Raw genomic sequence first — 11,885 nt, forward strand, 5'->3', positions numbered from 1 at the left:
CTGATGAAAATAACCTTCATCATCCCGGCCAATGAGATGGCCGATGATGGCTTGGTACCAAAATAACCGAGATTGCTCATCAACACCCCAGTTTTGGACGGGTGCACCGGCCTTGCGCCGGCTAGCGAACCCCTGCCCGCGAAAGAATTAACCATATCTAAGCGTTCTTACGAAATAATGCTGCACGTAAATCAGGCGTCTTGAAGAAGAGAAGCCAAAAGTTATTTGGAGACGGTCCTTGGCCTTTACGATTGCGCGTAGTTTGGTGGCGTTTGGCGTCGCCGTTTCCGCCGGCCTCTTCATGTCGATCGGGTTGCAGCAATCGGCGCTCGAACGGCTGAAGGTCAACGGCCCGGTTTACGAGCAGGTCGTCTACGGCAAGGATCTGATCGCCGATATTCTGCCGCCGCCACTGTTTGTCGTCGAGTCCTATATGCTCTCCTTCGAGGCGAGCAAATTTCCCGAACTCACCGACACCAATCTTGCCAAGATCGCTAATCTCAAGGCCGCTTACGACGACCGCCGCGCCTATTGGAAAACCACCCGGCTGCCGCAGTCTTTGAAGGACGAACTCGAAAACGATGTCCTCGCCAAGGGCGATACATTCTGGGGCGTGATGGACCGCGAGATCATCCCGGCCCTGACCGCCAAGGATGAAGACAAGGCGCATGGTGCGATCGAGCAGTTGCGCGTCGCCTTCCATTCGCATCAGGATGCGGTCGAGAAACTCGTTGCAAATTCCGATGCCTTCCTGAAGGGCGAGGAGCGCAATGCCGCCTCGGAAATCGTCACCTGGACGATCTATGCGGGTGCCGCGGGCTTCGGCTCGTTTGGCCTGTTGCTGGTGGGTCTCTATCTTCTGCGTCGCCGGGCAATCGTCCCGCTCGACGGCATGAAGGCCTATATGGGCAATCTCGCAGACGGCGATTATTCGACAGACGTTCCCTATGCCGACCGTTCAGACGAGATCGGCGCCATGTCCAAGGCGGTGGCGGTCTTCCGCCGCAACGCGCTGGAACGCGAGGGTGCGCAGAAGCGCGAGACGGCGCTTCGCGATGCGGAATTCGAGCGCGAACGCAGCCAGATGGCTGAAAAAGCCGCCGAGGAGCAGATCCGCGAAACGGTGATCGATCAGCTGACACACGGTCTGGACCAACTGTCACACGGTAATCTCGATTGCCGGATCGCCACACCCTTCGCCGCCGCCTACGAGACTTTGCGCGCCAAGTTCAACGACAGCATGGACGCACTTTGCGCCTCGATGGCCGAGATCGCCCTGACCTCCAGGCAAGTGGGCAGTTCCTCGGACGGCATTACGGGCGCAACCGAGAGTCTCGCGTCGCGCACGGAACAGCAGGCCGCGATGCTCGAAGAAGCCACAGCTGCGCTCGATGAGATGAACGTCAAGGCGAAAGACGCCGCTGAGCATGCCGGCAAGGCAACCGGCATGATGGCCGAGACCCGCACCAGCGCCGAACATTCGGCCGCCGTCGTTCGCGAAGCGATCGCCGCCATGGAAAGGATCGAAGGTTCGTCCTCCCAGATCGGCGACATTGTCAACGTCATCGATGAAATCGCCTTCCAGACCAATCTTCTGGCCCTCAATGCCGGGGTCGAAGCCGCTCGAGCAGGCGAAGCGGGCAAGGGTTTTGCCGTCGTGGCACAGGAAGTGCGAGAACTCGCCATGCGCTCGGCCAACGCCGCCAAGGAGATCAGAGCCCTGATTTCCACATCCTCGGCGCAGGTTTCCAGCGGGGTGCAGCTTGTCAACCGCACAGGCAAGGCGCTTCTGGAAATCGAAGGACAGGTCGAGCAGGTCGCCGGCCTGATCGCCCGCATCGTTTCGGTGTCCTCCGAACAGGCAGTGGCGATCGGCGAGATCAACGCCTCCGTCAATGCCCTGGATGAAGTGACGCAACGCAACGCGGCCATGGCCGTCGAAACCGCCTCGGCCTGCCGGGCGCTCGGCACCCAGACGCAGACGCTGGAAGGGGTCGTCAACCGCTTCCAGGTTGGTGCGCCAACCAGTGGTTCAAGACCTCAGAGAGCGGCTTGACGTATGAGCCGCCGCCGCACCTCCGTTCACCTCAGCCTGTAACGACCGCCACGACGGCAACGCAATCGCCCGGTTTGACCAGCCCCGGGAAATGCCGGGCACAGAGAATGCCGCTCATGCCGGCGCGGATCTCTCGCGGCGCCACCCCGCTCCGCCCGGTCTGATGGATGCGCGCGATGACGGCATCGTCAGTGACGGCTTCACCGAGATCGATGACAGGTTCGATCAGGCCGCCTTCCCCCGCGAAGGAGAAACAGCGGCCGTCCGGCATATCGAGCCAGGTCGTCGGACCGGCATCGACAGCGCCCGCGACGATCCCCGCGTGGCGCAAAACGTTCATCGTGCCGCGCTTGGCAATCGCCGCACTTTTGGCCGTCGCGGTACCGCCGCCGCCGAGTTCCGTCGTGATGAAGACTTTGCCCATCTCCTCGGCCGCCGTGTCGTACATACCGACCGCATCGATCTCCAGCATCTTCATCGAATAAGGCGCGGCAAACGCCGTCACGAATTGGAAAGCCTGCGCCTCCTGCTGCTTGTTCGGCAGGATGTGGGCTGCGCAGAACGGCAGAAAATCGAGCGTCTTGCCGCCGGAATGGAAGTCGAGAACGATATCCGCCATCGGCAAAAGCACACGCTGGAAATAGTCGGCGATCTTCTCCGTCACCGTGCCATCCGGCCGGCCGGGAAAGCTGCGGTTCATATTGCCTTTGTCGATCGGCGAGGTCCTGGTTCCGGCCTGAAACGCCGGATAATTCATGGCCGGCACGATGATAACCGTGCCGCTCACCGCCTCGACCTTCAGCGTGCGGGCAAGATCGAAGAGGGCGATCGGCCCTTCATATTCGTCGCCGTGATTGCCGCCGGTCAGAAGGGCCGTTCGCCCCTTGCCGTTCCGGATGACCGTTATCGGGATCATCACCGACCCCCAGGCGGAATCGTCGCGGCTGAAGGGTAGGCGCAGGAAGCCGTGCTGGACACCCTCGGCGGCGAAATCCACCGTCGCGCTGATCGGCGACGGTCGCAAGTCAATCTCGTTCATGACAGCCCTCAATCCTTGACCATCAGTCTGCGCGGCACGTTGGCAAAGCACTCGACGCCGCTCTCGGTGATGAGGATGCTCTCGGTCGTCTCGAAACCCATGTCGTCGAGCCAGAGGCCGGTCATGAAGTGGAAGGTCATGCCGGGCTTCAGCTCCGTCCGGTCGCCCGGCCGCAGGCTCATGGTGCGCTCGCCCCAGTCCGGCGGATAGGAAAGGCCGATCGGGTAACCGGTGCGGTTGTCCTTGACGATGCCGTATTTTTTCAGGACCGCGAAGAAGGCGTTGGCGATGTCCTCGCAGGTGTTTCCGGGTTTTGCGACCGCAAGACCGGCCTCCATGCCTTCCAGCGTCGCCTTTTCGGCATCGAGAAAGGCCTGCGTCGGCTTGCCGAGGAAGACGGTGCGTGACAGCGGCAGATGATAGCGATTGTAGCAGCCGGCAATCTCGAAGAAGGTGCCCTCGCCCTTTTTCAACGGCCGGTCGTCCCAGGTCAGATGCGGTGCGGATGCTTCGACACCGGACGGCAGCAGCGGCACGATCGCCGGATAATCGCCGCCGATGCCGTCGACGCCGCGGGTGCCGGCGTCATAAATTTCCGCGACCAGATCGCATTTGCGCATGCCGACTTCTATTCTGTCGAAGATGCGGGCGTGCATGGCTTCGACGATGCGGGCGGCATTGCGCATGTACTTGATTTCGGTGTCGCTCTTGATCGCGCGCTGCCAGTTGACCAGCGCGGTCGCGTCGACAAATCGCGCATTCGGCAGGTGCTTCTGCAGCGCCGCGAAGGCTGCCGCCGAGAACCAGTAATTGTCCATCTCGACGCCGATCGTCAGCTTGCCGAAGCCGCGTTCGGTCAGTATCCCGGAAAGGAAGTCCATCGGATGACGTTCGGTCGACTGCACGTAATGATCGGGATAGCCGACGATGTTGTCATGCTTCAGATAGGCGGTGAACTTGGCGCCGTTGGCATCCTGGCCGCGGCCGAACCAGATCGGTTCGCCCTGCGGCGGCACGATCACCGCCTGGTGCACATAAAAGGACCAGCCGTCATAACCGGTCAGCCAAGCCATGTTCGACGGGTCGCTGACAACAAGCAGGTCTACGCCCTTCGCCTCCATGGCGCGCCGTGTCTTTTCCAGCCGCGCGGCATATTCGCCGAGCGAAAATTTCAGATTGGGCTGGGTCATGTTTCTTCCCTTCTCCGGCGAATGCCGGTCAGCTTTCGAATGGGGTCCCGGCATTCGCCGCGCCGGCTCGGGCAAAGGCGAGCGTGGCGATGGCGGTATCCTGAATGCCGGTTCCCGTGAGGTCGGCGATGGTGATCTGGTCGTCGTTCGTCCGTCCTTGTGCCTGGCCGGCAACGATCTGGCCGAGTTCGGCGAAGACTGCGTCGGCCGCGACCAGCCCGGCGTCGATTGCGTGATGCAGCTCGCCAAGACGCCGCGTCTGTTTCAGGCTGTCGGCGACATAGAGGCCGGCGCCGGCGATAGCGGCCGGGGCGATCTCGTTCTTGTGCTCCGCATCCGAGCCCATGGCCGTCAGATGCTGTCCGGGTTCCAGCCACCCGGCCTCAATGATCGGGCTTTCCGCGGGCGTGGTGGTGACGATGAGGTCGGCGCCGCCGATTGCATCCCTTGCGTCCGACATCGCGGTGACGGGAAAACCGAGCTTTCCCGCGAGTTCGGCTGCCGCGCCCTCCGCCTTGGCGGCATCGCGCGCCCAAATTCTGGCTTCGCGGATCGGCCGCACCAGCGTCAGCGCTTCGAGCTGCAGCCGCGCCTGAACGCCTGCTCCGAAAACGGCGGCGACGGAGGCATTTTCCCGCGACAGATGTTTCGCGGCGACGGCGCCGGCTGCGGCGGTGCGCATATCGGTGAGATAGCCATTGTCCAGCAGCAGCGCCTGAACCAGCCCGGTTCGGCTCGACAGCAGCACCATCATGCCGTTGGTGCTCGGCAGGCCGATCTTCGGATTGTCGAAGAAGCCGGGGCTGATCTTGATCGCGAAACCTTCGATGCCGGGCACATGGGCGGTCTTCACATCGACCTCGCCGCGATATTCCGGAATGTCGAGCCGCAGGATCGGCGGCATGGCGACGGCCTTGGTCGCCAGCGCGGCGAACGCCTGCTCGATGCAGGCGACCGCATCGCGATCGAGCGCGACGATCTTCCGCAGTTCTGCTTCCGTCAGAATGATCATCCGGCTCATCGCCTATCCTCCCCGAAGATTGACGTCTCGCCGTTGATCACCCGGCGATGTTGTTCCATGTCGACATTCCGCCCGGACAGGATCGCGACGACGGGACCGAGGGAGCTGATCTTTCCCGCAAGCAGCGCTGCGATGCCGACCGCGCCGGCGCCTTCGATGATCTCGCGTTCGCTGAAATAGGCGTGGCGCATGCCGGCGGCGATTTCCGCCTCGGTCAGCAGGATGACATCGTCGAGAAGTTCGCGGCACATGGAAAAGGTCACGCGATTGTCGAGGCCAATGCCGCCGCCGAGCGAGTCGGCAAGGCTCGGCACCTCCTCGATCTGCACCGGCCGCCCGGCATCGAGGCTCGCCTTCATCGCCGCACCCCGCTCCATCGTCAGGCCGATCACCTTGGTCTTCGGACTGACGCCCTTGATCGCGGCGGCAACGCCGGCCGCGAGGCCGCCGCCCGAGAGTGGCACCAGAACCGTGGCGGCGTCCGGCAAGGCATCGATGATTTCAAGCCCCAGCGTCCCCTGGCCGGCGACAACAGCCGGATGGTCGAAGGGCGGAACCGTCACCAGCCCGTCCTCGCGCACCAGCCGGTCGACCTCCTGCTGCGCCTCGTCCTGCGATCGTCCGCCGATGCGCACATCAGCGCCGAGGCGGCGGATTTCCGCAACCTTGTTCTCCGGCACCAGCCGCGACATGCAGATGGTCGCGACCGCGCCCTCCGCTTTTGCAGCATAAGCAAGCGCCCGGCCGTGATTTCCGGTCGAGGCTGCGACGACGCCGCGCGCACGCTCCGCCGGCGACAAGGACAGCACCGCATTGGTCGCCCCGCGCAGCTTGAAGCTGCCGGTCGTCTGATGATGTTCGAGCTTCAGCAAGACGGGAACGCCGGCAATTTCGCCGAGCGATGCCGACTGCACGATCGGCGTTTCGATCACCCGGCCGGCGATGCGCCGCGCCGCCGCACGAATGTCCTCCAGCGAAACAGGCAAGGCGCTGACCATGATCTCAGCCTTCCCGATAAGGCTTGGTCATCAGCTGACCGAGTTCGAGCCGCGGCCGATCATCGCCGCAAAGCCTGAGGCAAGCCCAAGCGGTCGCGAGATTGCTGGTGACCACCGGCTTGCCGGTTTCCGCTTCGATCCGTCCCGCGACCTGGGCGGCGCGCACGGCCGTGCAGGAGATGAACAGCGCATCGGATTGCGGCGCCAGTGCCTGGCGCGCGAAGGCTGCTACTTCATCCGGCGCGATCCGCGCCATCTCGCGATCGTCGCTCAGGCCGAGACAGGTGAAGCGGTCGATCGTAAAACCGATATCCGCAAAATAATCCGCCATCGGCCGGCTGGTCTCGATCGTATAGGGCGTCAGCACCGAAATCCGTCTGGCGCCGAGCGCCTTCAGACCCTTCACGGCCGCAGCCGTCGGCGTTACCACGGAAGCACCGGGTTTGGCCGCGCGGATCGCCGCTTCGATGTTGCGGTCGCCGATGACGACAGAGGCGGAGGTGCAGGAATACATGACGGCATCGAGCGCCTCATCCGGCAGGATCAGACCAGCGCTTTCCGTCAGCGACGGCTGCATCTTCAGGAGGTTTTCGGGTGTGACCGGATTGGCATAGTGGATGCGGCTGACATAGACGCCGATGCGGTCGCTGGCGACCATGCGCTGAAAGTCCGCCTCCGTCGTGTGGTCTGTCGCCAGAATAACCAGGCCGATGCGCTTTTCGAGCGGCCGGTCGTCCAGTCGCGGCTGCCGGCCGGCGGCGATGATGTCGATCATTGCGGGCATGGTCAGTCATCCATCCTGGCGTAACGTTCCTCGAGCCAGCGCAATCCCAGGACCGAGATCAGGCTGATGACGAGGAAAAATACCCCGACCAGCGTCATCGGCTCGATGTAGCGGTAGTTGCTGTTGGCGATGCTCTTTGCCTGGTTCATCAGCTCGAGCACGGTGATCGCCGAAAGCAGCGGCGTCTCCTTGAACATGGCGATGAAATAGTTGGCGAGCGCCGGGATCATCGGCGGGATCGCCTGCGGCAGGACCACGTGGATCCAGGCCTGGCGCGTCGTCAGATTGGTGGCCTTGGCCGCTTCCCATTGTCCGCGCGGCACATTCTCGATGCCGGCGCGATAGACCTCGGCGGTATAGGTCGCATAGTGAATGCCCATACCGATAACGCCGGCGACCAGCGGCGCCAGCCGGATGCCGATATCCGGCAGCACATAGAAGATGAAGTAGAGCTGTACCAGCAGCGGCGTGCCGCGGATGAATTCCGAGACGAAGCCGACCATTCTGGAAATGCCGGCGACCGGCGATCGCCGGGCAATGGCGAGCGCCAGGCCGACCACCATGGCGACGGCAGCGCCGAGGATGGTCGCAAGAAGAGTGATCTTGAACCCTTCGAGCAAGGTCGGCATAATCTGCCAGACGAAGTCCCAATCCCATTCCATCCGATCAGGTCCTTATGCCGTCGACGCCACGCGCCATCCGCCGCTCCAGCCAGCGCATCGTCGCGGAAATCGCCGAGGCCATGAGAAAATAGAGGAAGAGGATCGTGGCAAAAGGCACCAGCGTATTGCCGGTCTGTGCCCGCACCACCTGGGCCTGGAAGGTCATATCGGTCAATGAGATCAGCGACACGACGGCCGTGCCCTTCAGGAGCTCGATCGCATTGTTGCAGAAGGTCGGCAGCATCAGCGGCAGCGCCTGCGGCAGGATGACGTGACGCATGCGCTGATATCCCGACAGGTTGAGCGCAATGCAGGCTTCCGACTGTTCGCGCCCGACGGCCTTGACGGCACCGCGCACCACTTCCGCGCCATAGGCGCCGACATTCAGCCCGAGGGCCAGCACCCCCGCCTGCAACGGCGTCAGGGTCAATCCCGCGAAGGGCAAAACGAAATAGACCCAGAAGAGCTGGACGAAGATCGAGGTGCCGCGGAAGAATTCGATATAGGCGGTTGCCAGAGCCCTGACGGCAAAGAAGCGCGACAGACGGCCGAGACCCGCCAGGAAGGCCATGACCAGCGCCAGCGCAGAACCCATGACCGTCAGCTGGAGCGTCACCAGGGCGCCCTCAAGGATCAGTGTCAGATAGCCGGACCATACCGACATCGGCAACTCACTTCTTGGAGCATGTCGCGCAAAAGTGTGCAGCGGTTTTGCGATAATGACACGCGTAAAAACAGGGAGCTAAAGCGCGAGGAGCGAATCTGAAAGATCGCGACGCGCTTTAGGAGATCATTTCGGGACAATCCGACCATGCCCATGGCACGGCCGGCTGTCTGCCTCGATTACTTCGCCGCGGCGCAGAGCTTGTCGCGGCTGGTCGACATCGCCGCCTTGGCCGAGAAGCCGTAGGGCTCGATGATCTTGGCGAATTCGCCCGATTCCTTCAGCTTTTTCAGCTCGACGTCGAAGGCGTCGCGCAGTGCGACGTCCTGCTTGCGGAAGGCGGCGCCATCGCAATAGACCGGCGCATTGACGACGGGAGCGACGGTCTCGAGATTGGGATCGTTCGCCTTGACCATCAGCTCGTGGATCGACAGAACCGGGAGAGAGTAGACGTCGATGCGGCCGTCCTGCAGCATCTTGATGCCGCTCTGGCCATCCGGGACGACGATGACACGGTCGCGCGGCACGCCGGCCTCGAGCGCCAGCTTCTCCTCGGTGCCGCCGCCCGGCGCGCCGATCTTGGCGTCCGGATTGTCGGCGATATCCTTGTAGCTCCTCAGCTTCAGCGGGTTGCCCTTCTTCAGAGCGAAAGCCTCGGCGTCGCAGAGGATCGGTTCGGAATAGGCAACGGCATTGCAACGCTCGGGTTTCATGAACAGGCCCGCGGTAATGGCGTCATGACGGCCGGCCTGCAGGCCGGGGATCATCGCGCCATATTCCGAGATCGAAGCGACCACCTCCTTGACGCCGAGCTTTTCGAAGATCGCGCGCGCCACATCGGGCGCGGCGCCCGAGACCTTGCCATCGGCGCCGACGGCCGTGAACGGCGGCTCGTTGGCGATGGCGATACGGGCAAAGCCCTGCTCTTTCAGCTGCTCGAGCTTGTCATCGGCTGCGGATGCCGGGACGGCGGCCGCGGCCAGAAGCACCGACAGACCGGCGGCGCTCAAAAGATATCCTGCTTTCATCGTTCCCAACTCCTCTGGCTTTCTTTGAGTTTGTTCTTTGCGGACATTGCCTGAGGTCAGACGCGGTGCCCCGCCGCTATGATCTTGCGCAGGAAGGTCTGCGTTCTCTCCTGCGTCGGATTGCGAAAGATGTCGCTCGGCTTGCCTTCTTCAACGATCTTGCCGCGATCGAAGAACAGCACGCGGTCGGCAAAATCATGGGCGAAACCCATTTCATGGGTGACGAGGAGCATGGTCATGTCGGTCTCGGACGCCAGCTTCCGCATCACGTTCAACACCTCTTCGACCAGTTCCGGGTCAAGTGCCGAGGTCACCTCGTCAAACAGCATGATCTTCGGCGACAGCGCCAGCGCCCGGGCAATGGCGACGCGCTGCTTCTGCCCGCCGGAAAGCTGCGCCGGGACACTTTTCGCCTTGTCGGCAAGGCCGACCATGTCGAGAAGCTCCATTGCCCGCTTTTCGGCCTGCGGCCGCTTGATGCCCTTCGTCAGCATCGGCGCCAACGTCACATTGTCGAGCACGCATTTGTGCGGAAAGAGATTGAAGTGCTGAAAGACCATGCCGATCTTTTCGCGCATGTGGTGCAGGTGCCGCTCATTGGCTGCTACCAGCCCGTTGCTCTCAGGCATGTGGTAGAGCTGTTCGCCATCGACCTCGATATGGCCGCCGCTGATCGTCTCCAACGTCATCAGAATGCGCAGGATCGTCGTCTTGCCGGAGCCGGACGGCCCGATCAGAGCCAGCTTCTCGCCCGGCATGACATTCATCGACAGGCCGTCGAGCACGGTCAGCGGGCCGTATCTCTTGACGATGTTGTCGATGCGGATGATGGGCTGAAGCATTCATGTCTCTCCCTGTTGAGACAAGCAATGCCCTAACGATGACGGCCGATCAAAATCATGTCAATTCGTAAAATAATATCATGACAATTATTCTGCGCGTGCCCAAACCCATGGCAGCGCATCAAATCGCAAGCAGTAGCTCTTGCGGATTTCCCTGCGCCAGTGAGGCGACGATACCAAGCCCGGTTCGCAATTCGTCTTCCGTCGTCGAACCAAGCGAAATGCGCACGGCCGGCGTCCAGCCCTGGTCGGCGGTGCGGAACGATTTGCCGGGCGCGATCGCTACGCCGCGCAGCCTTGCCTGCGAGACGAACCCGTCTTCCTCATGGTTGCCGGAGAGCGGCAGCCAAACGTGCAGGCTTTGCGGATGCGCCCGGTAGGGCAGTCCGGCCAGCATCTCAGCTGCAATCGCATGGCGGCTCGCAAGGGCGCGGCGCTGCCAATTGACGAGTTCCATCGCGGTGCCGTCGCTGACCCAGCGGGTGGCAATCTCGGCCATGGCAGGTGTCGCCATCCAGCTGGAAACGAGATGCCGGTTGGCGACGGCGGCGACATAACGATCGGGTGCGACAAGGTAGCCGATCCGCAGCCCCGGCACGGTGATCTTGGTGAAGCTGGTGACGTAGAGCGTCCGCTCCGGCGCAAACGCCGCCATCGGCGGCGCGCGGTTCTCGACCATCGGCCCGAGAATGTCGTTTTCGATGATCGCAATGTCATGCTTGGCAGCCACCGCGGCCAGTGCCTGCCGGCGCTCCGCGCTCATCAGCGCCGCCATCGGATTGATCACCGAGGGCTGCAGGAAAACTGCCCGGATCGGCCCTGTACGGCAGGCTTCATCAAGCGCCTCCGGGATCATGCCTTCCTCGTCGATCGCAAGTCCTTCCAAATGCAAGCCGAGATAGCCGCAAAGCGGCACGAGCGTATGGTGGCTGATTGCCTCGGTCGCAATGGTCGAGCCGGGCGGCGCGACGCTCATCAGCGCCACCGTCATGCCCGAGGTCGCGCCGTTCGTCACGCTGATATTCAGCGGCGATACCTCCAGTCCGCAGCGCGCCAGCCATTCGGTGGCTACAGCACGGTGGCGCGGAAAGACCATGTTCGGCCGGAACGACAGGGCCGAGCTGGAAGGCAGGTTTTCCGAAAGCCAGCCGAAGGCCTGGCGCAGCCTTTCCAGATGGATCTGCTCGCAGACCGGCTTCAGGATCGACAGATCGATCACCTCGCCCAGCCGCTCCGGCAGATAAGGCGGCTCCAGTTCGCGCGGTCTGGTCTGGACGAAGCTGCCGCGTCCGATCTCGCCGGAGATCAGCCCCCGACGGCTGAGCTCGTCATAGGCGCGGCTGACCGTCTGCACCGAAAGATCCAGGTCGTCCGCCAGCTTGCGGTGCGGCGGCAATTGCGTGCCGTCGGAGAGCTTGCCGTCGGTGATCGCGTTGGCGATCTGCTCGGCGAGCGAGAGATAGGCCGGCCGGCGGAGTTGCGAGGGATCGGGGCGCCACTTTGTCATGATTTCAACACTGCTGAAAATCAGTTCAATTGACAATGCCAAAATGCGCTTCCATTGTCTTTTCGCTGCGTTTGAAATGATTTCTTTCTAAAGA

The 11,885-nt window shown here is 62.6% G+C and carries 11 protein-coding genes; 1 reads left to right on the forward strand and 10 read right to left on the reverse strand.

From position 1 onward, the window contains the following. Positions 1-238 precede the first annotated feature (238 nt). Entirely contained in the window at positions 239-2,056 is a 1,818-nt protein-coding gene (locus RCCGE510_RS26160) for a methyl-accepting chemotaxis protein (protein WP_007635007.1), read from the forward strand. A gap of 31 nt (positions 2,057-2,087) precedes the next feature. Here RCCGE510_RS26160 and doeB read toward each other — a convergent pair whose 3' ends face one another. From doeB to RCCGE510_RS26210, 10 genes are all read right to left on the reverse strand, one after another. Then, complete coding sequence (doeB, locus tag RCCGE510_RS26165; protein ID WP_007635008.1) at positions 2,088-3,095, reverse strand: N(2)-acetyl-L-2,4-diaminobutanoate deacetylase DoeB; 1,008 nt, start codon at positions 3,093-3,095, stop codon at positions 2,088-2,090. An 8-nt stretch (positions 3,096-3,103) separates the two neighbouring features. Next, the gene (doeA, locus tag RCCGE510_RS26170; RefSeq protein WP_007635009.1) at positions 3,104-4,285 is read right to left on the reverse strand and encodes an ectoine hydrolase DoeA; all 1,182 of its coding nucleotides are present in this window, start codon (positions 4,283-4,285) and stop codon (positions 3,104-3,106) included. 28 nt (positions 4,286-4,313) lie between these two features. Continuing rightward, positions 4,314-5,306 carry an ectoine utilization protein EutC gene (gene eutC, locus RCCGE510_RS26175; protein WP_007635011.1) on the reverse strand — a complete coding sequence of 331 codons (993 nt, stop codon included), beginning with the start codon at positions 5,304-5,306 and terminating at the stop codon, positions 4,314-4,316. Further along, a complete protein-coding gene (gene eutB / locus RCCGE510_RS26180; protein ID WP_007635012.1) occupies positions 5,303-6,304 on the reverse strand; it encodes a hydroxyectoine utilization dehydratase EutB in 1,002 nt (333 codons plus the stop codon). Before eutB ends, eutC begins: the two co-directional genes overlap by 4 nt. Before the next feature lie 4 nt (positions 6,305-6,308). Then, positions 6,309-7,088: an ectoine utilization protein EutA gene (gene eutA / locus RCCGE510_RS26185; RefSeq protein ID WP_007635013.1), complete on the reverse strand. Its 780-nt coding sequence runs from the start codon at positions 7,086-7,088 to the stop codon at positions 6,309-6,311. 2 nt (positions 7,089-7,090) lie between these two features. Then, positions 7,091-7,750, reverse strand: a complete 660-nt coding sequence (gene ehuD, locus RCCGE510_RS26190) for an ectoine/hydroxyectoine ABC transporter permease subunit EhuD (protein WP_007635014.1) — start codon at positions 7,748-7,750, stop codon at positions 7,091-7,093. A 4-nt stretch (positions 7,751-7,754) separates the two neighbouring features. Next, positions 7,755-8,414, reverse strand: a complete 660-nt coding sequence (ehuC, locus tag RCCGE510_RS26195; protein WP_007635015.1) for an ectoine/hydroxyectoine ABC transporter permease subunit EhuC — start codon at positions 8,412-8,414, stop codon at positions 7,755-7,757. 179 nt (positions 8,415-8,593) lie between these two features. Then, on the reverse strand, positions 8,594-9,442 hold the full coding sequence (ehuB, locus tag RCCGE510_RS26200) for an ectoine/hydroxyectoine ABC transporter substrate-binding protein EhuB (protein ID WP_007635016.1): 849 nt from the start codon (positions 9,440-9,442) through the stop codon (positions 8,594-8,596). Positions 9,443-9,498: 56 nt separating this feature from the next. Continuing rightward, the gene (gene ehuA / locus RCCGE510_RS26205; protein ID WP_007635017.1) at positions 9,499-10,284 is read right to left on the reverse strand and encodes an ectoine/hydroxyectoine ABC transporter ATP-binding protein EhuA; all 786 of its coding nucleotides are present in this window, start codon (positions 10,282-10,284) and stop codon (positions 9,499-9,501) included. A 121-nt stretch (positions 10,285-10,405) separates the two neighbouring features. Then, on the reverse strand, positions 10,406-11,791 hold the full coding sequence (locus RCCGE510_RS26210; RefSeq protein ID WP_007635020.1) for a PLP-dependent aminotransferase family protein: 1,386 nt from the start codon (positions 11,789-11,791) through the stop codon (positions 10,406-10,408). Positions 11,792-11,885: the final 94 nt, after the last annotated feature.

It is taken from the genome of Rhizobium sp. CCGE 510 (assembly GCF_000292525.1).
Lineage (GTDB): Bacteria > Pseudomonadota > Alphaproteobacteria > Rhizobiales > Rhizobiaceae > Rhizobium.